Here is a 25,092-nt window from a genome sequence, read left to right on the forward strand (position 1 = left end):
CGAATATGGCTTATACGGCAGGCGAATTTGACGTCATCGTCATCGGGGCCGGACACGCAGGGATTGAAGCAGCACTCGCATCGGCTCGAATGGGCGCGAAAACAGCGATGCTCACCATGAACCCTGATATGGTCGGATTCATGTATTGCAACCCATCAATCGGTGGGCCAGCGAAAGGGATCGTCGTACGTGAAATCGATGCGCTCGGCGGCGAGATGGGGCGTGCGATTGACGCGACATACATCCAAATGAAGATGCTCAACACATCGAAAGGGCCGGCGGTACGTGCGCTACGTGCACAGGCGGACAAATTCCAATACCAAAATCACATGAAGAAAGTGCTAGAAGACGAGCCGAATTTACTGCTTCGTCAGGCGCTAGTCGAACGTTTGTTAATTGAGGACGGAGAAGTACGTGGCGTGGTAACGAACACAGGTTCAGAATATCGCGCGAAAGCGGTCATCGTCACAACGGGAACGTTCATGCGCGGTCAAATCATCATCGGGGAATTGGCATATGAAAGTGGCCCGAACAACCAAATGCCTTCGGTCGAGCTATCGAAGCATCTAGAAGAGCTCGGTCTCGACTTAGTTCGATTCAAAACGGGAACACCGCCACGAATCGACGGCAAGACGATCGATTACTCGAAGACGGAGATTCAACCAGGAGACGAGAATCCATCATTCTTCTCGTACACCTCGACGGATTTGAATCCAATCGAACAAATCCCATGCTGGCTCACGTACACGAGTGAGCGCACGCACCAATTGATTGATGAGAACTTGCATCGCTCACCGATGTACTCGGGTGCGATTAAAGGAACGGGACCACGTTATTGCCCATCGATTGAAGATAAGGTCGTTCGCTTTAATGATAAACCGCGTCACCAAATCTTCTTAGAGCCAGAAGGTCGCGATACGGAAGAAATCTATGTCCAAGGCTTTTCGACGAGTATGCCAGAAGACGTGCAACATCAGATGCTTCGCACGATCCCGGGTCTTGAAAATTCAGAGATGATGCGTCCCGGTTATGCGATTGAATACGATGCGGTCGTACCGACACAGCTTTGGCCAACTCTCGAAACAAAAGCTGTCCCAGGTCTTTTCACAGCGGGACAAATCAACGGGACGAGCGGGTACGAAGAAGCGGCTGGACAGGGCATCATGGCGGGAATCAACGCCGCATGCAAAGTGCTCGGAAAAGATCCGGTCATCTTGGACCGTTCGCAAGCGTACATCGGCGTCTTAATCGATGACCTCGTGACGAAAGGGACGAACGAACCGTATCGCCTTCTCACATCACGTGCCGAATACCGTCTCTTGTTGCGTCATGACAATGCGGACTTGCGACTCAGCGACATCGGGTATGAGATCGGCTTACTTTCAGAAGATCGTCATGCTCACCTCAACAAGAAACGCGTAGCGATTGAAAAAGAAGTAAAACGACTTGCATCCCTCGTCGTCAAACCGACACCTGAAGTCAATGCGATGCTCGAATCGGTCGGTGCACACCCGCTCAAGGAAGCGACACATGCCAACATCTTGTTGAAGCGTCCGGAAGTATCCTATGAAGCACTCATGACAGTCGTTCCATCAACGGAAGAATTGTCATATGAAGTAAAAGAGCAAGTCGAGATTCAAGTGAAATATGAAGGCTATATTTCCAAACAGCTTGAACAAGTCGAGAAGATGCGTCGCATGGAAGAGAAACGAATCCCAGAAAACTTGGATTATGATGCGATCGGTGGTCTCGCGACAGAAGCGAAACAAAAACTAAAACAAGTTCGTCCTCTTTCGATCGGACAAGCGTCCCGTATCTCAGGCGTAAACCCGGCAGACGTGTCAATCTTGCTCGTCTATATCGAACAGGGACAATACGCAACGGTGGAGTGAAACGATGAACGAATCTCAATTTATTGAAGCGTTACGAGCTGAAGGGTTTGAACTGAGTGAGACACAACTCAGTCAGTTCAAACGTTACTTCGAAATGCTCGTCGAATGGAACGAAAAAATGAACTTAACGGCCATCACGGACCGGGAAGAAGTATATTTGAAGCACTTCTATGATTCGCTCAGCGCAGCGTTTCATTTCGATTTCACGAAAGTCGAAACCGTATGTGATGTCGGGGCAGGAGCGGGATTCCCGAGTCTTCCGCTTAAAATTTTATTCCCACACTTACACGTCACGATCATCGATTCGTTAAACAAACGCATCACCTTCTTGAACGAATTGGCCCTCGCCCTCGGGCTCGAAGGTGTCGCGTTCCATCATGGTCGCGCTGAAGAGTTCGGAAAAAATAAAAAGTTCCGCGAACAGTTTGACGTCGTCACAGCGCGTGCGGTTGCCCGCATGACCGTGTTGGCGGAATACTGTTTGCCACTCGCGAAAGTAGGCGGAAGCTTCGTCGCGCTTAAAGCGGCCAAGGTTTCTGACGAGATGGCAGACGCCAAAAACGCTTTAGCCGTTCTAGGTGGGAAAGAAAAAGCGACACACCAGTTCCTATTGCCAGGAGAGATGAGTGAGCGTAATATCGTAGTTGTAGATAAACTACGAAAAACGCCCGGGAAATATCCGCGTAAAGCGGGGACACCGGCGAAAGAGCCACTTATCTGATGATGTCGTTTCACGTGAAACAAAAGCAGATTCCAGTGGTGGAGTCTGCTTATTTTTTTACATAAAGGGGTGCCCGACGTTGAAGAATAGATTTGCGAAATTGTTCGGTGTGAATCGAAAAGACGAAGTTGCCGTGACGCAGATTGCGGAAGTTCGAGCGGATGACACGGTACAAGAACTCTCGTTATCACGGTTGCGTCCAAACCGTTATCAACCGCGTAAAGTGTTCGAGCCGGCAAAAATTGAAGAGTTGGCAACGACGATTTCGGAACATGGACTCCTTCAACCAATCGTGGTTCGAAAGGCAGATGGGGACTGTTATGAAATCATTGCCGGGGAGCGTCGTTTCCGTGCGGTGAAATCGCTTGGTTGGTCAGCGATTCCGGCAATTGTTCGCGATATGGACGATGATACGACGGCTGCACTCGCCTTGATTGAAAACTTGCAGCGTGAGCAGTTAAGCCCGATTGAAGAGGCGGAAGCATATGATCGTTTACTCGCCTTGAACGGTTTGACGCAAGATGCGCTCGCTAAGAGTCTAGGCAAGAGTCAATCCACGATCGCCAATAAGTTGCGCTTGTTAAAATTGCCGGAGGATGTGAAGCAGTCGCTTCGCGATCGTCGGATCAATGAGCGACATGCGCGTGCGTTGTTGCCGTTGAAGGAAGAAGGATTGCAACTTCAAGTGCTCGCAGAAGTGTTAGAACAGGATTTTAACGTCAAGGAGACAGAAGAACGCGTCGCCTTTTTAACAACACCGATCGAAGAAGAGAAGCGAAAGCCGAAAAAACAACGTCGTCGGACGAAAAGTTTTGCGCGTGACACGCGAATCGCCATCAACACGATTCGTGACTCAATCGATTTGATTGGGAAAACAGGGATTGACGTCCAAACTGAAGAAGTAGACGAAGAGGAATTTGTTGAAATTCGAATTCGCATCCCGAAAGCGCGGCCTCAAAAATGAGTCCGTGCTTTTTTATACAATGAAGGAGGTTTGTAGATGGAACGATTAGCATTAAAATTCATTCGCCCAAACCCGAATCAGCCCCGGAAACAATTTGAGGTGGAAAAATTAGAAGAGTTGCGTCAATCCATTGAGCGATATGGCGTCCTACAACCAATCGTCGTTCGAAAAGCGACAGGATACTATGAAATCATTGCCGGGGAACGACGGTTTCAGGCGGCGAAGCTCGCTGGGAAAGAAGACATTCCTGCCCTCGTCGTCACGGCGGACTCCGATCGCGTCATGGAGTTGGCGCTGATTGAAAACATTCAGCGGGCAGACTTGAATGCCATCGAAGAGGCTGTCGCCTATGAACAGTTGATGCAGACGCTAGGTCTGACGCAACAACAGTTGGCCGATCGCGTCGGGAAGAGCCGCAGTCATGTGACGAACAGTCTTCGCCTCCTTCGATTGCCGAGTGCCGTCCAGCATGCGGTCATGGTCGGAGATTTGACGATGGGACATGCACGTGCCATCACGGGTATGAAATCGGAACAAGCGATGGAACAGATTGCGAAACGGGTCATTGCCGAGCATTGGACGGTCCGTCGCCTCGAGCGTTACTTACAAAAAGAGCGCACAGAAAAAAAGACGCTGAAGCGATCGAACGCCGATATCGAAGCGGTCGAAGCGGTGCTTGCGGAGCGTCTTCAGATGGATGTGTCGATTCGTCCGCGCCGAAAAGGCGGCGTCCTCGAGTTGAAGTATTTTTCACAAGACGACTTGGAACAATTGTTGACGTTATTATCGCCTCAAGACTTTGATTCATCTCGTGACTGACGAAGACGCGTGATGGCCGCCTCTTCGTGATGCAGGCGCCCGATCCGTGTATCAAAATCGGCGAATCCGTCTGTGATGAAACGTGCGAGTTCATATACAAGATGGAGACGGGTATTCTGTAGAATCATCATCTCCATGAATCCACTTACGTTCACGACGGCTTTAATATTGTAAGCGCCGACTGCCGGAAGTTCTTTTTGGACACCGGCCCCTGGAGCGAGCGGACCTTCCGAAAAGAAGACATAACCGACACTTGATAAACGTCCGAGACAGGCGTCGATAGCGATAATGAGCGGTTGATGGAAGCGCGTTTGAATCTCATGTAACGTTTCCACCAAATTGAGTGCGTGTACAGGCTTCGTTAATGTGCCGTATACATGTAAATTTCGGATATGACGTTCTTCTAAAAACGTTCCGACGAGCGGACCGAGTGAATCACCGGTCGAACGGTCCGAACCGATGCAAACAAGGACGATGGGGCGATGGATTTCATTGACCAACTGTTCATGAAGCTGGTCCGCAAGCAATCTGGATCCACTCCGCTCAGTGTGTTCAATGAAAAAAGAGTATGGTTTATGAGGTTTTAAGCGAAACGGCATGAATCTCATCCTCTCTTCTAAGCTGCCTATTCCTAGTTGCAGTTGGGGGATTGATCTCGTATTAATCCATTCCCAAAAGTGGAAAACTTCTAACTTCCGAATGCAGTGTTTGAGAAAAGTCGTGAAATATGTTTTGATAATTTAGAATCTACGACTTTGAGGTGAAAAGATGGCTTCGCAAAATACAGATAAAGATTTAAATACGGTTGCCGATGAGACAATCGACAGCGTGAACCGATTCGTCGAGTACTTTAAAGATACAGACATGTGGATTGGTTTAGGGATCAAGCTCGCCGGTGTGGCGCTCATCATCCTTGGTTTATATATCGCAACACGCATTTTGACAACGATGGTCGAGCGTGTGTTTACGCTCCGCAAAATAAAAGAACATGATATCGTCGCCCAGCGACAGAATGAAACGTTATTAAAATTAGCCCAAAACACAATCCGCTATGTGATCGGGTTGATTATGGTCTTGACGGTGCTCGGACAATTCGGTGTGAATATCGCCGGTTTGATTGCATCAGCCGGGGTCGCGGGTCTTGCAATCTCATTCGGGGCACAAAGTTTGGTGAAAGACGTCATCACAGGGGCGTTCATCATCTTTGAAAACCAATACAAGAATGGGGATTACGTCAATTTGAACCAACAAGTCGACGGGACGGTCATCGAGGTCGGAATCCGGACGACGAAGTTAAAAGGATTAAACGGACAAGTGACGATTATTCCGAACGGACAAATCTTACAAGTGACGAACTACTCGCTTGAAAACAGCGTCGCTGTTGTCGATATTGGGGTTGCGTACGAAGAAGATATGTCAAAAGTAGAGCAAGCGCTCAAGGAAATTGCGAAAACGGTCGAAGCACGCTATCACGACTTGTTCATCAAGCCAATCGACTTGGCTGGAGTGCAGTCGCTCGGACCATCGGAAGTGGTGTACCGATTAATGGCGGAAGTCCCGCCGACCCAGCACTTCGCAGCTGGTCGAATTTTGCATAAAGAGTTAAAGGCTGGACTTGACGAGCGCGGGATTGAAATTCCATACCCACGTACGGTCATGATGCCACCGAACTCGGCTCCTAAAGGAGGAGAAGCAGAAAATGCAAAGTAAAACCTATGCATTGAACGATATTGTGGAAATGAAAAAACCACATGCCTGTAAGACGAACCGCTGGCAAATCACGCGTGTCGGGATGGACATTCGGATCAAGTGCCAAGGCTGCGGAGCCAGTGTGCTCATGCAACGCCGTGATTTTGATAAGCGATTCAAGAAAGTGCTTGAACAAGGGAACGCCGCCGAATAAGCGGCGTTTTTCTTTAGGTTATGAACGTGAGTTGCGGTTTAATCGTGGACTATCTATAATTGTGAAGGATGTGACGGTGTGGTGTACTGAATGTACCCACTCCACAGACGGCTTAACATTTCCCGGGAAACACCGGATGAGGAGGAACTACTAGTGGGATTAACAGCAGGAATTGTCGGATTGCCAAACGTCGGGAAATCGACATTGTTTAATGCGATTACACAAGCAGGAGTCGAGGCGGCCAACTATCCGTTCGCGACGATCGACCCGAACGTCGGCGTCGTAGAAGTACCGGATGCGCGCCTTGATCGATTGACAGAACTCGTCAAACCGAAAAAAACGGTACCAACAGCATTTGAGTTTACAGATATCGCTGGAATCGTGAAAGGTGCGTCAAAAGGTGAAGGTCTCGGAAACAAATTCTTGGCGAACATTCGCGAAGTCGATGCGATTTGCCAAGTCGTCCGTTGTTTTGAAGACGAGAACATCACGCACGTCGCAGGTCGTGTCTCACCAATCGATGACATTACGACTATCAATCTTGAATTGATCTTAGCTGATCTTGAGCAAGTCGATAAACGAATCGCACGTGTTCAAAAAATGGTGAAGGCAAAAGATAAAGGTGCGGTACAAGAACTCGAAGCACTCGAAATCGTGCGAGATGTTCTTGAATCAGAGCGCCCGGCACGTGTCGCTGAATTATCAGAAGATCAACTCGCGATTGTCAAACACTTCCAATTGCTTACGATGAAGCCGATGCTTTACGTGGCGAACGTGAGTGAGGATGAAGTGGCAGATGCCGATTCGAACGAGTTTGTACAAGCAGTCCGTGATCACGCGGCAACAGAAGGGTCGAAAGTCATCGTCATCTGTGCACGAATCGAAGAAGAAATTTCAGAACTCGAACCGGAAGAACGCCTCGAGTTCTTACAAGATCTCGGAATCGAAGAGTCAGGACTTGATCAATTGATCCGTGCGGCTTACTCGACACTTGGTCTTGCGACATACTTTACGGCAGGTGAGAAGGAAGTTCGTGCATGGACGTTCAAACAAGGGATGAAAGCCCCACAATGTGCCGGTGTCATCCACTCTGACTTCGAACGTGGATTCATCCGTGCCGAAGTCGTGTCGTATGACGACCTTTCAGCAGCAGGAAACATGACGACGGTGAAAGAACAAGGAAAACTTCGTTCAGAAGGAAAAGAATACGTCTTCCAAGATGGCGACGTTGTCACGTTCCGCTTCAACGTATAAGTTGATTTACGGAAACGTATTGTAAAAGTCAAGGAAGTTTGATAGTATATTATGACGTGAGTAAAACAATTGTTTGCTCCTTGCTCCTACAACCGGTAGGGGCCGTTAGTCCAAGAGGAGGTGAAAGATAATGCGTAAATACGAACTTCTTTACATTATCCGTCCATCAGTTGATGAGGAAGCGAAGAAAGCTTTAATCGAGCGCTTCAACAACGTCATCACTGAAAACGGTGGTACTGTTGAAAAAACAACAGACATGGGTAAACGTCGTTTCGCTTATGAAATCAACAAGATGCGCGAAGGACACTACGTTCTTCTTAACATCGTTGCTGAACCTAAAGCGATCTTAGAAACAGAGCGTCTCATGAAGATCTCTGACGACGTTGTCCGTCAAATGACAACAAAAGACGAGCGTTAATCCTTAACGTTTCGTATCGTGAAAGGGGAGCTTGGAGATGATTAACCGAGTTGTGTTAGTTGGTCGATTGACTCGCGATCCCGAAATGCGTTATACGCAGAGCGGAATCGCCGTAACACGCCTTACTCTCGCTTGCGATCGTCCATTCGCTGGACAAGATGGGAAGCGCGAGACGGACTTTATTGATTGTGTCGTTTGGCGCAAACAAGCAGAGAACGTAGCACAATACTTGAAAAAGGGCAGCATGGCCGGCGTTGACGGTCGCCTTCAAATCAGTAGTTACGAAGGACAAGATGGCCAACGTCGTTACCGGGCAGAAGTAGTCGCAGACAGCGTACGCTTCCTTGAACCACGCGGAGCCTCAGGGCAACGTGAGCAAGCACCATCTGGAGATGTCTTCGGTGGTGGTGAATCAAGTGGATCAGGATGGGGCGCAGGAGCCGCTTCGACTTCATCTCAGTCCTCGAATTCGAATAAAGGTTTTGACGCAGATCCGTTCTCGGGTGGCGGCAAAATCGACTTGTCAGATGATGATTTGCCATTCTAATCATCATGGACAATAAAAACTAACCTATAAAGGAGGTCTTCACATGGCACGTCGTCCAGGAGGTCGTCGTCGTCGTAAAGTATGTTTCTTTACGTCGAACAACATCACTCATATCGATTATAAAGACGTAGAATTGCTCAAACGCTTCGTTTCGGAGCGTGGTAAAATTCTTCCACGTCGTGTGACTGGTACTTCAGCGAAATACCAACGTCCACTTACTGTCGCTATCAAGCGCTCACGTCAAATGGCTTTGCTTCCATACGTTGCAGAGTAATTGTTTGACGAACGGCTTATCCTCTTGGATAAGTCGTTTTTTTGTATTTCATCTCGACTGTAAGTGTGTAAGTGAAACCGACGAATATGGTATGATAGAGCAGAAACCTTTACGATTCCATGGGTGAACATTACTCATTTTAGGAGGCATACATGCACAGTGGTGAAGCATTAACATCCGTGAAGAACCAATACGCGCGGCACATGATTCCATACGTGATTGGATTCCTTGTCTCGTTAGGATTGGCGTTCTACAACATTGTGGCGGCAATCACCCTGTTTATGGGCACGCTGATTTTTTTCATCTATCAGCAAGTGACGATGCGACGGGAGCGTAAAAATTGGGAACAGTATGTCCTCTCTCTCTCTCATCAAATCGAAGAGGTCGGAAAAGAAGCATTGACGACGATGCCGATTGGGATTTTAGTCTTTGACCAGGACCGACGGATCAGTTGGTATAACGAACAATCACGATTGATTTTCGAACTCGATATGGCGATTGGAATACCGCTTGATGCGCTCCATTCCGCCTTCGATGAATTGATTGAAGAAGAAGAGGATGAAGCCACGATTGAAGTGGGTGACCGTGTCTATCGTGTCTATTACAATCAAATCCATCAAACCCTCTATTTATTTGATATGACCGAAGAAGCGGAGATGGAACAAAAGTATGTTCAAACGCAGACGGTTATCGGTATTTTGTATTTGGATAACTATGACGAGATGTCGACTGCGGTGGATGAACAGGTCCGTAGTGAAGTCAATCGTCGGGTGACGGTGCTCCTCAATCAATGGGCGCAGCGGCATCATATCTACATGCGTCGTACAGCTGCGGACCGCTTTTTCCTCGTCATGAATGAACGGACGCTATCTGAACTTGAAAACAACCGCTTTTCAATCTTGGATGAAGTGCGTGATGCGACGAAGGAACAAAGAATCCCGTTGACGTTATCAATCGGGATTGGGTGCGGTGAAACGACATTGACGGAGCTCGGTAATCTCTCTCAGTCGAGTCTAGATTTAGGACTTGGCCGTGGTGGTGACCAGGCAGTCGTTAAGCGTCATAATGGGAAAGTTCGTTTCTTCGGCGGGAAGACAAATCCGACCGAGAAGCGAACGCGTGTCCGGGCACGTGTCATCTCGAACTCGATGCGTGACCTCATTCGGGAATCGAGCCGTGTCCTTGTGATGGGACATAAGAATCCAGATATGGACTCGCTCGGGGCTTCCATCGGTGTCATGAAATTGGCTGAGTTTGTCGGGCGCGAGGCGTATGTCGTCATTCCATCCGGTGAGACGAGTGTCGGGATTCAGCGGCTCGTCCATGAAGTAGAGAACGATGACTCGTTATACAGCCAATTCCTGACCGAGTATGAGGCACAGCCACTCATCGATGAACAGACATTACTCGTCGTCGTCGATACACACCGTCCGTCCCTCGTCATTTCAAAAGATATTTTGGATCGGTCGGAGCAGGTCGTCGTCATCGACCACCATCGTCGCGGGGAAGAGTTTATCGAAGATCCGGTTCTCGTGTATATGGAGCCTTACGCATCATCAACGAGTGAGCTCGTCACAGAATTGATTGAGTATCAGGCGGGAAGCCGAAAGCTCTCGATTTTAGAAGCGACGTCACTTCTCGCGGGGATCATGGTCGATACGAAAGGATTTACGCTCCGTACGGGATCCCGTACGTTTGATGCGGCATCCTTCTTACGGATTCAAGGTGCTGACACGGTTCTCGTACAGCACTTCATGAGACAAGACCTCGATGCTTATATCGAGCAGTCTCAGATTTTGAGAAACACCGAAATTTATGCAGGTGGGATGGCGATCGCGGTCGCTTCTGACGACGAGGCACACCATCAAGTGTTGATCGCTCAGTCTGCAGACCAGTTGCTGAATATGGAAGGCGTCAAAGCTTCGTTCGTCATCGCCGTCTTACCGGACGGACGTACGGGAATCAGCGCGCGGTCGCTCGGCGACGTCAACGTCCAGGTCATCATGGAAATGCTTGATGGCGGTGGCCATTTGACGAATGCGGCGACGCAACTTGAGGTGAGTCGCGAACAAGCGAACGTCATGTTGAAAGAGGCAATCGATCATTACGTAACAGATGAAACTGAAGGAGAGGAATTAGAATGAAAGTCATTTTGAAAGTAGATGTAAAAGGACAAGGGAAAGCTGGAGAAGTGAAAAACGTGGCAGACGCTTACGCTAAAAACGTCTTGTTCAAGAAGAACTTGGCAGTGGAAGCGACACCAGGAAACCTGAAAGCATTTGCGGCTAAAGAACGTCGTGCCGAAGAAGCAGCAGAAGAAGAGTTGAACGAAGCGAAACAACTAAAAGAAAAGCTTGAAAAAGAGACGATTTCCGTCACGACGAAAGCCGGTGAAGGCGGTCGCGTGTTCGGTTCGGTCACGAGCAAGCAAATCGCGGATGCCCTTAAATCGATGGGCTACAAAATCGATAAGCGTAAAATTGAACTCGAGCATCCGATCAAGGCGCTCGGTTTCACGAAAGTGCCAGTGAAGTTGCACCATGACGTCGTCGCGACGTTGAATGTACATGTACAAGAAGCTTGAAGGTGAGGTAGAGACGGATGAGTGATGCGATTCAAGTCAATACACCACCGCATAGCGTGGAAGCGGAGCAAGCCGTCTTAGGGGCAATCATCCTCGATTCGGATCGGTTGATTACGGCCTCAGAGCGTGTCGACCCGGACGACTTTTATCGTGTCAGCCACCAGCGCATCTTTGAAGCGATGCTAAAAATCAATGACCGAGGCGAGCTCGTCGACTTGGTAACGCTTAGTTCTGAGTTGCAGGCGCAAGGGATTTTAGACGAAATCGGGGGCCTCAACTATTTGGCGGAGGTCGCGGAATCCGTTCCCGCCATCGGGAACATCGGCTATTACTTGAACGTCGTCGACCAAAAAGCGGCACTCCGTCGACTGATTCGAACTGCGACCAACATTGTCTCGGATGGTTATGAGCGTCAAGATGAGGTGGATTCTGTTTTATCTGATGCCGAGCGAAATATTCTAAAAGTATCGCAGCGAAAAGGACAATCGAGCTTCCACCCGATTGGTTCTGTCTTATCCGATGCGTACTCGACGATTGAAAAGCTGCATCAGTCGAGCGGTGAAATCACCGGGATTGCGACCGGGTTCACGGATTTGGATAAGATGACGGCCGGTTTCCAACGAAACGATTTGATTATCGTGGCCGCCCGTCCATCTGTCGGGAAGACCGCGTTCGCCTTGAACATCTCGCAAAACGTCGCGGTCCGTACGGGTGAGAACGTCGCCATCTTCAGTTTGGAGATGGGTGCCGAGCAACTCGTCATGCGTATGTTGTGTGCGGAAGGGAACATCGATGCCCAGCGCCTCCGGACCGGTCGTCTTGAAGCGGAAGATTGGGGTCGTCTCTCCCTTGCGATGTCGTCGCTCTCCCAAGCAGGCATCTACATCGACGATACACCGGGTCTTCGGGTCAACGAAATCCGAGCCAAATGTCGCCGATTGAAGCAGGAACATGGCCTCGGGATGATCATGATTGACTACTTGCAGCTCATCGTCGGGAACGGGAAACCGGGCGAGAACCGCCAACAAGAAGTATCGGAAATCTCACGTACGCTCAAAGCAATCGCACGGGAACTACAAGTACCGGTCATCGCCTTGTCTCAGCTCTCACGTGGCGTAGAGAGTCGTCAAGACAAGCGACCGATGATGTCCGATATCCGTGAATCGGGAGCAATCGAGCAGGATGCCGATATCGTCGCCTTCCTCTATCGTGATGACTATTACGATAAAGAGAGTGAAGACGCCAATACGATTGAAATCATCATTGCGAAACAACGTAACGGTCCGACCGGTACGGTCAAGCTCTCCTTCAGGAAAGAGTACAACAAGTTCGTCAATATGGAGACGCAAGCCTTCGCACCACCGATGTAACGTCGGTGGTGTCTTTTTTTTGTATAGGATTAGATCAAAATGACGAACGAATAGTTACATCTTATATAAAACGTTCGGTATTCAATTGACTTTCTTGCTTTTCAAGTGTACACTTACGGATGGTTTGAACAGAACGTTGATTAATAAGGAGGATTCATTATGTCATCAGTAGTCGTAGTGGGAACGCAGTGGGGCGATGAAGGGAAAGGGAAGATCACCGATTTCTTATCGAAACAAGCCGAAGTCGTCGCGCGTTATCAAGGGGGAGACAACGCTGGTCACACGATCGTCTTCAATGATACGAAATATAAACTTCACCTCATTCCGTCTGGGATTTTCTATTCGGATAAGACGTGTGTCATCGGGAACGGGATGGTCGTCAACCCGAAATCACTCGTGACAGAACTCGCTTACTTACATGAACGGGGTGTGAGCACGGATAACCTCCGGATCTCGAACCGGGCGCATATCATCTTGCCATACCACCAGCTTCAAGATCGTCTCGAAGAAGAGGCGAAAGGTGACGCGAAAGTCGGTACGACACTGAAAGGAATCGGTCCAGCGTATATGGACAAGGCGGCACGTATCGGGATTCGCATCGCCGACCTTCTCGACAAAGAAGTGTTTGCGGAGAAGCTAAAGACTGTACTTGAACTAAAAAATCGCATGTTCGTGAAAATGTATGAAGTCGATCCAATCGAGTTCGATGACATCTTTGAAGAATACTACGCGTATGGTCAACAGTTCGCGAAATACGTGTGTGATACATCGGTCGTGTTGAACGATGCGCTCGACGAAGAGAAAAAAGTTCTCTTTGAAGGGGCTCAAGGGGTCCTTCTCGATATCGACCATGGAACGTATCCGTTTGTCACATCGTCGAATGCTGCATCAGGCGGCGTATCGAGTGGTGCCGGAATCGGGCCATCGAAGATTCATCACGTGGTTGGTGTCTGTAAAGCATATACGTCACGCGTTGGAGACGGTCCGTTCCCGACAGAGCTCGACGATGAGATCGGTCATACAATCCGTGAAGTCGGGAAAGAATATGGAACGACAACAGGTCGTCCACGCCGTGTCGGCTGGTTCGACTCGGTCGTCGTGCGTCACTCACGCCGCGTCAGTGGGATCACAGATCTTTGCCTCAACTCAATCGATGTGCTGACAGGTCTTGAGACGCTCAAGATTTGTACATCGTATGAGTATGAAGGAAAGCATCTTGACGAGTATCCACCGAACTTCCGCGTCCTTGAGAAGTGTGTACCGGTATACGAAGAGCTTCCTGGCTGGACAGAGGATATCACAGGGGTTCGTCGCTTTGAAGACCTTCCGGAGAACGCACAGCGTTACGTGCGTCGCATCGAGGAATTGACAGGAATCGAATTGTTGACGTTCTCGGTCGGACCGGCTCGTGAACAGACAGTCATCTTGCGTGATATTTACGAAGCATAAGAAAGGGAGCCACCGGGCTCTCTTTTTCTATTTCCACGGAAATGGACCACGCTTTCTAAGCTGTTTAAAAAGAGTTACAATGTAGGCATGTACGTTTAATGATAAGAGGAGGACTCACTGAATGGATCGTACGATTTTAGTGGTAGATGACGAACAACCAATCGCAGATATATTGAAGTTTAAACTTGAAAAAGAAGGTTACCAGGTGCACGTTGCCTATGACGGTGAAGAAGCACTCGTCAAAGTAGAAGAGATTCAACCGGATCTCATCTTGCTCGACATCATGCTTCCGCTCAAGGACGGCATGGAAGTATGCCGTGAGGTGCGGAAGAAATACGATATGCCGATCATCATGTTGACGGCAAAAGATTCCGAGATCGACAAAGTACTCGGACTAGAGCTCGGCGCAGACGATTACGTCACAAAGCCGTTCAGCTCACGTGAATTGTTAGCCCGTGTCAAAGCGAACATGCGACGTCATGCGACAGCACCGGCGCCAGAAGTAAAAGGAGCCAACGCGAACGATATCGTGATCGGCGACTTGACGATTCATCCGGATTCGTACATGGTGACGAAACGGGATGAGAAGATCGAATTGACACATCGCGAGTTCGAATTGATTCATTACCTCGCCCAAAACATCGGGCAAGTGATGACGCGGGAGCACTTGCTCCAAACGGTATGGGGCTATGATTACTTCGGTGATGTGCGTACCGTGGATGTCACAGTACGTCGTCTTCGTGAAAAAGTTGAGGACAATCCATCGACTCCGACGTATATCATTACGCGTCGTGGCGTCGGGTATTATTTGAAGGCAGGAGAAGAAGATTAAACGATGAAACGGACGAACTTCTTTAAATCAATCCAGTGGAAGCTCGTCGTCATCTATGCGCTGCTCATTCTCGTTGCGATGCAAGTCATCGGCGTGTACTTTGTTCGTTCTTTGGAACGGCAATACATCAACAACTTCTCGCAGTCACTTGTCGACCGGGCGAACCTACTGAGCTATAACATCAGTGAGGGGACTGCCGCGAACGAGAGTGACTTGACCACGGACCAGCAGTTGAACCAGTTACTGGATCAGCTGCTGTCTGAATTTACAGAGAGCACGACGCTAGCTGACGACATTCGAGAAGTCCAAATCATCGACACGAACAGTGTCGTCCGGGCAACCTCGAACCAAAATAATCAAAGTCTCGTCGGACAACGGACCGCGAGCACGTTCATTCAAAAGTCATTCGCGACAGGCGGGGCGCAAGAGACGCTCGTCTATGAAGATTCAAATGACCGAATGCGCGTCGTTGCCGTTCCAATCAAGTCGGAAGTGGACGGTACGACGACCGGGATGATCTATATCGAGGCATCGATGAAGTCCATCTACAACCAAATGGAACAAGTGACACGTATCCTCGCAACGGGGACGTTGATCGCACTCATCATCACCTCGTTCCTCGGAATTCTCTTATCGCGCACCATCACGCGACCGATTGCCGATATGCGGAGGCAGGCCGTCGAGATGCGGAAAGGGAACTTCTCACGAAAAGTTAAAGTGTATTCGGATGACGAGGTCGGTCAACTCGCTTACGCATTCAATGAATTGACGGATGAGTTGATGGAGGCGAACGCGACGACGGAAGCCGAACGACGCCGCTTGACGAGTGTCCTTGAGAACATGTCCGACGGTGTGGTTGCGACCGACCGCTCGCTACGGGTCATCTTGATGAACGACCAGGCGCGCGACATGATTGGGGTCGATGAAGAAGAGGCGATGGGGACGAATCTACAAAATCTCCTCGCATTCGAAGAGGAAATCATCATTCCGGAAGACGGCACGATGCCGACAAAACTGATTGACCTCAGTACGGACGAAGAATTGTTCCTCGTACGTGCCTATTTCTCACCGATTCAAAAACATAGTGGACCAATCACAGGTCTCATCGTCGTCTTGCATGACGTCACGGAACAAGAACAGGTCGAACAGGACCGCCGTGAATTCGTTGCGAACGTCAGTCATGAATTGCGGACACCGCTCACGACGATGCGTAGTTACTTGGAGGTTCTTGCAGAAGGTGCTTATCAGGATGAGGAATTGGCGCCACGTTTCTTAGAGACGACGCAAAACGAGACGGAACGGATGATTCGCCTCGTCAATGACTTGTTGCAGCTCTCGAAGATGGACAGTAAAGAATATAAGATGCAGAAGGTGAAGTTCGACTTCGTGCAGTTCTTTAACGATATCATCGACCGTCATGAGATGACGAAAGGGGATGCGATTCAATTCCGTCGCAAACTGATGAAGCGTCGCGTCTACGTGCATGCCGATCAAGATAAGATGACTCAAGTCATCGACAACATCATCACGAACGCCATCAAGTTCTCACCAGAAGGTGGGACGATTACGTTCCGGACGATGCTTCGGGCGAAACGCCTCGTCATCGGCATCAAAGACGAAGGGGTCGGGATTCCGAAGTCGAACTTAAAGAAAATTTTCGAACGTTTCTATCGTGTCGATAAGGCGCGGGCGCGTAACATCGGTGGTACAGGACTCGGTCTATCGATTGCCAAGGAAGTTGTATCCGCTCACGGTGGCGACATCTGGGCAGAGAGTGAATTTGGAAGAGGTACAACGATTTACTTCACGATCCCGTTCGATACGATTGTGGAGGTGAATGATTGATGAAACGGTTTACGATTGCAAAGCCGGAACTGTGGAAGTCGTTCATTTTGCTCACGTTAATCGTCACGTCGATTGTTCAAACCATCATCTTGTGGGACTACCATCCCACGTATCAGGCCGTCCAATCTGAAACGCAACTCACGACGGTGGACGAGTCATTGCAGCGTCGAGCGGACCAGGTCATCATTCCCGTTCAAGCGGTCGTGCATGACAACAATGCTGTGTTCGCTTCAAAGAATACACCGAAGCAACTGATGCGTGTCATTCGGGATTCGTTTGAAGCGAGTGAGTTCAAGCCGCTCGCTGTGAAAAACGTCCCGAGTTTCTATACGGATATCAACGAGGGACTGGAGTTGATCTTACCGGAGGCCTACTATGCGGACACGCTCAGCTATATGCTTCCAGGAACGTATAGTCTGTCTGGGAAGATTCCACAGCGAATCCTCATCTATATGGATGACAGTGCGTTCAACATTCGTGCCATCATGAGCGACCAGTCCATTTGGGAAGGGAAGTTGACGAAAGTCGGAAACGGCGATGTGAACAGTCTTTTCTTAAAAAACTCGAGTCGAACGATGAAGCGCGTGACGTATACGGATGAACGCGTGAATTATATCCCGGTCGTCGGACCTGAGATGAATGAGTTGTTCGCGTATGACGTGTCGTCGATTCAAATCGACACTCGTCTCGACTGGATGCGAGATACGTTCTTCCCAGGTGACCCGAACGTTCAAGAAGTCGACCCGGCAAGCTCGGTCGGGGCGTTGACGAATGGTGTCAGTGTGGCGGAATATGATGCGAAACTGAACGCCAGTCGCTATCGAAACCTGTCTCGGAATAGCACCGAGCGTGATACAGCAATCGGGTTAGATTCCATTGTGGAATTCGTGAACTTCCACGGGGGATGGGTCGATGAAGCGTCTGAGAATCAAGGGCTGTCCCTTCGATTCGATGCCATCACACCGGCCAATAAAGGATTTGAAACGACCGTGTTCCGTTTTCACGTGAAAGGGTATCCCGTCTTCAGTCAGCGTGAGGCGTTTATCAACAACGATGCCATCGACTTATCCACATTACGTGTGGAAAACGACGGGGCACAGGTCCGGTCAATCACACGTAACCACTTGGAAATCGATCGCCTGATCACAGTCGGCACGACACAGTTGGCTGATGCGGATGAGGTACTCGGTACGCTCATCAACTCCGGACGATTTGAGAACGTGACCGAGATTCGAATCGGTTATGAGATCGAATATAACGAGGACACAAGCCGCTATGTGACGTTTTCACCGAACTGGTTCGTGCGTGAGGCGGGCCGTTGGGTCCCATACAATCAAGGAGACGATTGGACAGAAAGGATGATGTATCGTGGATTGGAGTAAAGCGAAAACGATTTTAATCTTCGCCTTCCTCGCCTTGAACATCTATCTGTTGTTTCAATTGCTGACGGAAACATGGGCGACCGAAGTCGTGACGAATGACAACACCTCGATCACGCAGATTTTAGACCAGCGGAACGTCGATCCGGCAAAATTGCCACGGATGGGTCGAGATATCGGCTATTTGACGGGTTCGTCTGAAGAGATGTCAGCTGCGATGATCACGAAAAATCGGGAGGCGCAGCTCGCGACGACGCTCGACAACATGCAACTCGAAGTCGAGTTGAAACAACCCGTGCCGCTCGATGCGAAGGATTTGCGGACGACCGCTTCGACGTTTGTAGCGGAATATGTTCCGTTTGGAAACGAGTACGCCTACTGGCGCTACGATGAAAAAACAAGACAGGTTGCTTTCGTACAAACATTCGAGGACAACAAGATTTTTTCAGCACCTGAAGTCGAGGGTGGCACGGAAATGTACATCGGTCCGTCCCTCATCCTCATTCAGTTGAACGAGTCGTTCGAAGTGACGGATTATAAACAGCGTCATTTAAAAGACCTCTCGTCAAAAACGCAAGACGACCTCGTGTTGACGGCCAGTGAAGCCATCTCACAACTCGCGTCTCGGAAGTACTTCCAACCGAACCAGGAGATGCGGGCCATCAATACCGGATTTTACAGTTTACCGCTCGACAGCTCTGGCAGTTTGATTATCATGCCACCGCTTTGGTCGATCGGGATTGATGATCAGGTCTACTTCGTCAATGCGATCGATGGAACGGTCGAGCACGTGGAGTTTGAAACGAAAGAATGAAAGGAGTGATTGCGTGACTTTACAGTATAGTGTGTTAGCGAGCGGGTCGACCGGAAACGCCCTCTATATCGAGACGGAACGGACGAAGCTGCTCGTCGATGCCGGTTTGACCGGAAAAGCGATGCAACAGCGCATCGAAGCCATCGGTCGGTCGTTTGACGGAATCGACGCACTGCTCGTCACCCATGAGCACTCCGACCATATTAAAGGTGTCGGGATATTAGCACGTAAGTATAATTTACCGATTTATGCGAATGCGAAGACATGGGCAGCGATGGAATCACTGATTGGAAAGATTGATCCTGCCTTGAAGTTTCAAATCGAAGTCGGAGACGTGAAACAGTTCGGGGATATTGAAATCGAGACGTTCAACGTGAGCCATGATGCGGCAGACCCGATGTTTTATCAGTTTGCCCATGACGGGAAACGATTAGCCCATATCACCGACACGGGTTATGTCTCGGACCGGATGAAAGGAATCATCCGTGGAGCGGACGACTTCATCTTTGAGTCGAACCATGACGTCTCGATGTTGCAGATGGGGCGTTATCCATGGAGTGTCAAACGACGAATCCTCGGCGACTATGGCCACGTCTCGAACGAGGATGCAGCCATCGCGATGAGTGAGGTCATCGGTGACCGCACGAAACGGATCTATTTGGCCCATTTAAGTAAAGACAACAACATGAAGGAGCTCGCGCAGATGAGCGTCTCGCAAACACTCGGCATGCGAGACGTCGATTTAGGTCGAATCAAATTGTGCGATACGGACCCGACAATTCCCACTTCACTCGTTTCTTTATAAGGAAACTTGGGAAAAGACAGGTATCACACTGTCTTGAAGGGGGGACGCGTCGTGAACGAAGAGAGACACCATGAGTATGAACCTCAAGACGTCGAACCTGAAGTACACGAAGCAACAGAAGAGAAATCGACGTATCCGTCTCGGAGCGAATGGCGACCGAAGCAAGAGGAACACGTACGCCATAAGCCGAGACCAAATATAAAACCGTTGTTACTCGGAGGGGTTGGCGGATTCTTAGGAGCGGCTTTGTTTTTTGTCATCGTCATGCTCTGGGATTCGCCGACCTCTCGTTTTGTGACGAATGAACTGACGCGGACCGAACAGGCCGTCACCGTCACCGAATCGGACGTCACAACCGCTGTCCTTGGGGCGAAGCCGTCCGTCGTCAGCATCACCAATATCCAGCGTGCGTTCACCTCGGACTCGCAATGGGAGGCGGGTGCCGGATCCGGTGTCATCTATAAAGTAGAAGGAAACACGGCCTATATCGTCACGAACTTCCATGTCATCGAAGAAGCGGACGAGGTCAACATCGCCTTTTCTGATGGTCAAATCGCATCGGCAACCATTTTAGGCGAAGACCCGCTCAACGACTTGGCTGTCGCCGAGGTCGAGTTGCCGAAAAACATCGATGTGGAACCGATTGTCCTCGGGGACTCCACCGTTCTCCAAGCTGGCGAGACCGTCATGGCCATCGGAAATCCGCTTGGTGTCTTCTCAAACTCGGTTACGCGTGGTATCGTCAGTGGTGTCGAGCGGACGGTGCCGGTCGATACGAACAGCGACGGCTTGATGGATTATAACGCGGAAGTCATTCAGACGGATGCGGCCATCAACCCGGGGAATTCGGGTGGTGCCCTCATCAACATTCGTGGAGAGCTCGTCGGAATCAATTCGATGAAAATCGCCGAGGCGAGCGTAGAAGGGGTTGGATTCTCCATTCCCGTCAACGTGGCGCTACCGGTCATTGACATGTTAGAACGCGATGGCAAGGTGACACGGGCGCAGCTCGGTGTCACGATTCAGGAAGTCATCGCTGTACCCGGAAACGTCCGAGAAGAGTATGGAATCTCCTTCGACCAGGAAGACGGTGTCTTCGTCGAAGAAGTGACACCGGGTAGTCCGGCTGAAGAAGCGGGACTACGTGTTGGAGATGTCATCACGAAAATCGGAGACCGGGAGATCAAACGATACGTCGATTTACGCGATGCGTTGTATCGGGACGCGACGGTCGGTGATACAATCTCCATTGAGTATTTACGTCGTGGGGAAGCAAGCGAAACCGAGGCGACATTAACTGAAGCAACATAAAGAAGCGGCAACGCTTCTTTTTTAAGGAGGAAAAACTGTGGAAAAAAAAGTATGCAAGGAACATGTTGAAATCGCTTTAGACATCATTGTGGATGAAACAGGGGAATACCCGTTGCTAGAGGAATTATCCACAAGTGAACACGTGACATGCGAGTTCTGTGAAGCCGATGCAACATATATTGTGTCAAGCAAAAACTAATTATCAACATGTGGATTTGTGGATAACTCTGTGGATAACCCTATGGATAACTCCAAAAAAACTGTGGAAAAAGGAAGAATTGGATGAATATTTCAATTATCACGGTCGGCAAACTGAAAGAAAAATATTTAAAACAAGGAATTGCCGAGTATACAAAGCGGCTGTCTGCCTACGCTAAAGTGCAGGAAATCGAGGTCTCAGACGAAAAAGCACCCGAGCATTTGAGTGAGGCAGATATGTTACTAGTAAAACAAAAAGAGGGCGAGCGGATTTTGGCGAAGATATCCCCAGATACGCACGTCATCGCCTTGGCGATTCAAGGAAAGCAGCGGACGAGTGAAGAGTTCGCTCGTGAACTTGATCAACTCGCGACGTACGGAAAGAGTAAAATCGTCTTCGTCATCGGAGGATCGCTTGGTCTGTCGGACGATGTGATGAAGCGAGCGGATGATACGATTTCGTTCTCGAAGATGACGTTCCCCCACCAACTCATGAAGCTCGTGTTGTGTGAACAGATATATCGGGCATATCGGATTAATCGGAATGAGCCGTACCATAAATAAATGAGGTTTTTTAAGTTTAATTTTCAAATATTTAATAAAGTGACATTCGAAAAAGGTAAGGCATCAATCAATTTCAGATTGATACCTTACCTTTTTTGAATACTTGCTGTATTAATCTTCTTGTAAATCATCCGAATTATTGAATGAATAAATGGAAGTACCTAAAAGTTGAAGAGCTAAATAATAGTCTTTATAAGACTTCTCATACTCAATCCAAGCCCTTTTAGTGACTGTTCGTCCATTAATATATGCGTTATAAACTTTCTCTAACGAAGACCAATTACGAGAAAGAGTTATATAGAAAATTCCTAACCCATGCTTCAGGATATCATTATCGATATTTTCTGAACTATCTTCATTTATAGATGACACTCTATTTTTAATATCTTTGAACAACAAAGTTATTTCAGATTTATCGCTTGAAGAAAGAGTATGATATAAAGGATTTTTTTGAAGATGAGAATGCATTATGGTAATAAAATAGTATAATTGTATTAAATTGATTTGATGTTCTTTATATTGTTTTTTCGTTTTTTTGAAATTTGCTACTTTCTCTTTTTCGTCTTTAAATCTTACGGTGAGAACTGTGGTATAAATTAATGTGGCTGCTGCAATTGCGGAATAAATTAGTCCTCCCCATATTCCAATCCATTCCTTGAAGCCGTCTTGTAGTACAAAATAGATAAGTAAAACAAAAAAAATAACGCAAGACCCAATTAATTTCAATTCCCTATTTACATTAAAATTTGTTTCTCTTTTAAGCCTAAAGTCATTTTTAATAGTTTCTTTAGCGTATTCTTTGAATAGAGACACATTATCTAACTCCTTACACGGTTTTATTTTCATTATAATTCAAAATATATCAAATTGGAGATAAATAATGGAGGAAATAACTTTTTTCAATAATGGTTTGTCAAATCAAGCGCAACTCTTCCTCGGTGAAGACCTCGTGTGCGGTTTTCCAGTTCAGGCACTTCCTCGTCCGCCCGTTGATCTTTGCGAGCGCGTTCGCTGAACTCCTTGCCCCGGTCCGTCGTCGCCGGCTCTTCCGCTCGAGGAACGTCGCGACGCACGCCTTCGATATCCCTCGTTCGTAGCCGGGTTTTTTATCTGACTTCCCGAGCCCCAGATAGGTCTATATTTTCACGCGTTCCGTTGTTGTAAGATGGGTGTAGCTCATGATATTTCCTCCGTCTGAATGTGTGTTGTGGTGACTTCATTCTAAACGAGGAAAGCGTTATGGGCTTTTTATATTCGCTTTTGGGTGTTGCACTTAATTTTATAATTCATCGAATATAAAAAGGAGGATGGCAAATGAAATATTTTGCGGAAAGGAATAACCAACTTGCAGATAATTTCTCTATTGACTTAGAGGACTTAAAAAAGTATTTTTACCAGACTTATAGATATTTCGAGGAAAAGAATTATTTCGAGATGGCTTATAGAGGGGTATGGGTACATGAAAACTATAAAGAAATTCAAGTACTTCCTCCGTCGATGTCACCTTCGCCAGAGATTTTTTTCATAAATCATTTAAGAAGTGACGAGGTGTACCCAATCTGGGATCATCATGAAAGTTACAATGAGGAACAGTTATTTACTGTTATTGAAATTTTGTATAATCATATTTGTGTATATGATTATAAGCAGAAGATATCCGACAAGAGCATCCCCAAAGAAGAGTTTGCTACCCATATGAATAATTTATTAAGATTTTATAAAGGGGGCTATTCCTTAGATGTAAAGAATGGTTTTATTATGGAACAGCCAAACGATTCATTGCTTGCCTTACTAAAAGAAGAGCCTCCGAAAGAGATGGGGGCTGGAGTAATTGAACAATTAAAAACAGCTATGCGAATGTTTTATAGGTATGATGCAAATGAAGAATCTCGGAAAAAGGCTATTAATATATTAGCGGATATATTAGAACCTCTACGAGAGGAGTTAAAAAGACTTCTTAATAAAGAATATGAAACTAACAAAAATAAGCATGACAAAATCATTTTCGGGATAGTGAATGATTTTAATATTCGACACAACAATGAGAAACAGCTCACAGAGTATAACAAAGGTATTTGGTACGAGTGGATGATGCATTATTACACAAGTGTTATTTACGCATACTACAAGTTGAAAAGTGAAATGTCGGAATTGTAAAACGAGTAGACTATATTTTGCGGAGTAGAAATAGCAAATATTAATCTAAGTATTGGCTATAGTCGTAGTAAGTCGCTTAGCTGTTTAGGAGGAGGGGTACCTATGAAAAATCCTGTGAAAGTAAAGCTTGATTACTTTTTTGAACGGAACAAAACCTGGTTTTATTCAGTAATCATTCTGCTGTTAGCCTTGCTAACCTTATATATTTTCTTTTTATTGCAAAGCACAACTGTGAATATGAATATTAGTGCCTCGATGATAGGGATATTCGGTGCAATATTGGGTGCAATCGTTGGTGGTGTTTTAACCCTTTTTGGTTCTATATATGTTAATAATAATCAAATGCGATCTAAATCCGCCATTCAGCGGAAAAATATAATTTACAAGCCTTTGTATGATGAATTGATCGAAGTGAGAAATATACTAAACGAGTCAAACCCTTATCCCACTTATGTTACTTTTACAAAGGGTCAGCAAACAATAAAGCCACATCCACAATTTTCTGCTTGGGGAAGAATTAAAAATGATAGTAGATATATACAAACTCCACGATATTTATCCGAAGGCATGGAGGAATTGTACGAAGTAGTTATTGAATATTTGGAGAGTTTCCCGAAAGCCAGTGATGAGATACAGAACAGAATTAATGAACTATTATATGAACGACATAAAACAAAATTTACATTAATGAATTTGAGCGATATTTTAATTTCAGGATTGATTTTAAAGAATAACCCAAAGGGTGAACTCTTTAAAGATTACTTTGAAATGGGATTGAATCCAAGAAAAAGCTTAACTGAAGAAGAAATAATAGAATTTGAGAACTTGGTCTATGAGGAGTGCCACAAGTTAAATTCCGTAAAACAGTTAATTGAATCTTACAATAAATGGATTGAAAAACAGGACAATTTGATTAATATGCTAAGTTCTTTGATTAAATTAATCAGTATGAAATACGAAAAACATAATGGGAATTATTAATGGGGTGTCTT

26 protein-coding genes and 1 pseudogene are annotated in these 25,092 nt (G+C 47.4%); 24 read left to right on the top strand and 3 right to left on the bottom strand.

The genetic code is table 11. The features are described 5' to 3' along the window. Window positions 1-5 precede the first annotated feature (5 nt). The 4 genes from mnmG (at window position 6) to KNO68_RS09485 (ending at window position 4,396) form a co-directional block, all read left to right on the top strand. Window positions 6-1,892: a tRNA uridine-5-carboxymethylaminomethyl(34) synthesis enzyme MnmG gene (gene mnmG, locus KNO68_RS09470; protein WP_215112405.1), complete on the top strand. Its 1,887-nt coding sequence runs from the start codon at window positions 6-8 to the stop codon at window positions 1,890-1,892. Window positions 1,893-1,896: 4 nt separating this feature from the next. Continuing rightward, window positions 1,897-2,613, top strand: coding sequence for a 16S rRNA (guanine(527)-N(7))-methyltransferase RsmG (rsmG, locus tag KNO68_RS09475; RefSeq protein WP_015880223.1), 717 nt, complete (start codon window positions 1,897-1,899; stop codon window positions 2,611-2,613). Between the two features lie 79 nt (window positions 2,614-2,692). Continuing rightward, window positions 2,693-3,577, top strand: a complete 885-nt coding sequence (gene noc, locus KNO68_RS09480) for a nucleoid occlusion protein (RefSeq protein WP_015880224.1) — start codon at window positions 2,693-2,695, stop codon at window positions 3,575-3,577. A 36-nt stretch (window positions 3,578-3,613) separates the two neighbouring features. Then, on the top strand, window positions 3,614-4,396 hold the full coding sequence (locus KNO68_RS09485) for a ParB/RepB/Spo0J family partition protein (RefSeq protein WP_031424085.1): 783 nt from the start codon (window positions 3,614-3,616) through the stop codon (window positions 4,394-4,396). Here KNO68_RS09485 and yyaC read toward each other — a convergent pair. Next, window positions 4,369-4,995: a spore protease YyaC gene (yyaC, locus tag KNO68_RS09490; RefSeq protein ID WP_078145959.1), complete on the bottom strand. Its 627-nt coding sequence runs from the start codon at window positions 4,993-4,995 to the stop codon at window positions 4,369-4,371. The genes KNO68_RS09485 and yyaC overlap by 28 nt on opposite strands. A 169-nt stretch (window positions 4,996-5,164) precedes the next feature. On the opposite strand from yyaC, the gene KNO68_RS09495 reads away from it, so the two are divergent. From KNO68_RS09495 to rlmH, 18 genes are all read left to right on the top strand, one after another. Further along, window positions 5,165-6,106, top strand: a complete 942-nt coding sequence (locus tag KNO68_RS09495; RefSeq protein WP_215112406.1) for a mechanosensitive ion channel family protein — start codon at window positions 5,165-5,167, stop codon at window positions 6,104-6,106. Continuing rightward, a complete protein-coding gene (locus tag KNO68_RS09500) occupies window positions 6,096-6,299 on the top strand; it encodes a DUF951 domain-containing protein (RefSeq protein ID WP_047795718.1) in 204 nt (67 codons plus the stop codon). The genes KNO68_RS09495 and KNO68_RS09500 overlap by 11 nt, the downstream gene beginning before the upstream one ends. Window positions 6,300-6,452: 153 nt before the next feature. Further along, window positions 6,453-7,553, top strand: a complete 1,101-nt coding sequence (gene ychF, locus KNO68_RS09505) for a redox-regulated ATPase YchF (protein ID WP_031424089.1) — start codon at window positions 6,453-6,455, stop codon at window positions 7,551-7,553. 130 nt (window positions 7,554-7,683) lie between these two features. After that, window positions 7,684-7,971, top strand: a complete 288-nt coding sequence (rpsF, locus tag KNO68_RS09510) for a 30S ribosomal protein S6 (RefSeq protein ID WP_015880230.1) — start codon at window positions 7,684-7,686, stop codon at window positions 7,969-7,971. Window positions 7,972-8,008: 37 nt separating this feature from the next. Next, window positions 8,009-8,518: a single-stranded DNA-binding protein gene (gene ssb / locus KNO68_RS09515; protein WP_015880231.1), complete on the top strand. Its 510-nt coding sequence runs from the start codon at window positions 8,009-8,011 to the stop codon at window positions 8,516-8,518. Between the two features lie 43 nt (window positions 8,519-8,561). After that, entirely contained in the window at window positions 8,562-8,792 is a 231-nt protein-coding gene (rpsR, locus tag KNO68_RS09520; RefSeq protein ID WP_015880232.1) for a 30S ribosomal protein S18, read from the top strand. Between the two features lie 152 nt (window positions 8,793-8,944). Continuing rightward, window positions 8,945-10,936: a DHH family phosphoesterase gene (locus KNO68_RS09525; RefSeq protein WP_214784588.1), complete on the top strand. Its 1,992-nt coding sequence runs from the start codon at window positions 8,945-8,947 to the stop codon at window positions 10,934-10,936. Next, on the top strand, window positions 10,933-11,376 hold the full coding sequence (rplI, locus tag KNO68_RS09530; RefSeq protein ID WP_214784585.1) for a 50S ribosomal protein L9: 444 nt from the start codon (window positions 10,933-10,935) through the stop codon (window positions 11,374-11,376). The genes KNO68_RS09525 and rplI overlap by 4 nt, the downstream gene beginning before the upstream one ends. A gap of 17 nt (window positions 11,377-11,393) precedes the next feature. Continuing rightward, window positions 11,394-12,746 carry a replicative DNA helicase gene (gene dnaB / locus KNO68_RS09535; RefSeq protein WP_015880235.1) on the top strand — a complete coding sequence of 451 codons (1,353 nt, stop codon included), beginning with the start codon at window positions 11,394-11,396 and terminating at the stop codon, window positions 12,744-12,746. 159 nt (window positions 12,747-12,905) lie between these two features. Then, entirely contained in the window at window positions 12,906-14,195 is a 1,290-nt protein-coding gene (locus KNO68_RS09540; protein ID WP_078145962.1) for an adenylosuccinate synthase, read from the top strand. 121 nt (window positions 14,196-14,316) lie between these two features. Next, window positions 14,317-15,027: a response regulator YycF gene (gene yycF, locus KNO68_RS09545; RefSeq protein ID WP_215112407.1), complete on the top strand. Its 711-nt coding sequence runs from the start codon at window positions 14,317-14,319 to the stop codon at window positions 15,025-15,027. Window positions 15,028-15,030: 3 nt separating this feature from the next. Then, window positions 15,031-16,872, top strand: coding sequence for a cell wall metabolism sensor histidine kinase WalK (gene walK / locus KNO68_RS09550; protein WP_074035234.1), 1,842 nt, complete (start codon window positions 15,031-15,033; stop codon window positions 16,870-16,872). Continuing rightward, window positions 16,872-18,254: a two-component system activity regulator YycH gene (gene yycH / locus KNO68_RS09555; RefSeq protein ID WP_159563197.1), complete on the top strand. Its 1,383-nt coding sequence runs from the start codon at window positions 16,872-16,874 to the stop codon at window positions 18,252-18,254. Before walK ends, yycH begins: the two co-directional genes overlap by 1 nt. Continuing rightward, window positions 18,241-19,065 (top strand): two-component system regulatory protein YycI, encoded by an 825-nt coding sequence (locus KNO68_RS09560; protein ID WP_078145965.1) that lies wholly within the window; start codon window positions 18,241-18,243, stop codon window positions 19,063-19,065. The genes yycH and KNO68_RS09560 overlap by 14 nt, the downstream gene beginning before the upstream one ends. Window positions 19,066-19,078: 13 nt before the next feature. Further along, a complete protein-coding gene (locus KNO68_RS09565) occupies window positions 19,079-19,870 on the top strand; it encodes an MBL fold metallo-hydrolase (RefSeq protein ID WP_015880241.1) in 792 nt (263 codons plus the stop codon). A gap of 51 nt (window positions 19,871-19,921) precedes the next feature. Beyond that, window positions 19,922-21,181, top strand: coding sequence for a S1C family serine protease (locus tag KNO68_RS09570; RefSeq protein WP_078145966.1), 1,260 nt, complete (start codon window positions 19,922-19,924; stop codon window positions 21,179-21,181). Between the two features lie 37 nt (window positions 21,182-21,218). Beyond that, window positions 21,219-21,380, top strand: a complete 162-nt coding sequence (locus tag KNO68_RS09575) for a CxxH/CxxC protein (protein ID WP_015880243.1) — start codon at window positions 21,219-21,221, stop codon at window positions 21,378-21,380. A gap of 83 nt (window positions 21,381-21,463) precedes the next feature. Continuing rightward, entirely contained in the window at window positions 21,464-21,943 is a 480-nt protein-coding gene (gene rlmH / locus KNO68_RS09580; RefSeq protein ID WP_215112408.1) for a 23S rRNA (pseudouridine(1915)-N(3))-methyltransferase RlmH, read from the top strand. Between the two features lie 111 nt (window positions 21,944-22,054). On the opposite strand, the gene KNO68_RS09585 is transcribed toward rlmH, so the two are convergent. Both KNO68_RS09585 and KNO68_RS15145 read right to left on the bottom strand, forming a co-directional pair. Next, window positions 22,055-22,756: a hypothetical protein gene (locus KNO68_RS09585; protein ID WP_215112409.1), complete on the bottom strand. Its 702-nt coding sequence runs from the start codon at window positions 22,754-22,756 to the stop codon at window positions 22,055-22,057. Window positions 22,757-22,856: 100 nt separating this feature from the next. Then, window positions 22,857-22,955 (bottom strand): annotated as a pseudogene (locus tag KNO68_RS15145) (IS30 family transposase); the annotation flags it as partial. Window positions 22,956-23,257: 302 nt separating this feature from the next. Between KNO68_RS15145 and KNO68_RS09595 the strand changes: the two are divergent. Beyond that, window positions 23,258-24,100 carry a hypothetical protein gene (locus KNO68_RS09595; RefSeq protein WP_215112411.1) on the top strand — a complete coding sequence of 281 codons (843 nt, stop codon included), beginning with the start codon at window positions 23,258-23,260 and terminating at the stop codon, window positions 24,098-24,100. A 102-nt stretch (window positions 24,101-24,202) separates the two neighbouring features. Further along, window positions 24,203-25,081: a hypothetical protein gene (locus KNO68_RS09600; RefSeq protein WP_215112412.1), complete on the top strand. Its 879-nt coding sequence runs from the start codon at window positions 24,203-24,205 to the stop codon at window positions 25,079-25,081. Window positions 25,082-25,092 lie beyond the last annotated feature (11 nt).

Origin of the sequence: Exiguobacterium sp. s75, from assembly GCF_018617145.1 — a bacterium.
GTDB lineage: Bacteria > Bacillota > Bacilli > Exiguobacteriales > Exiguobacteriaceae > Exiguobacterium > Exiguobacterium profundum.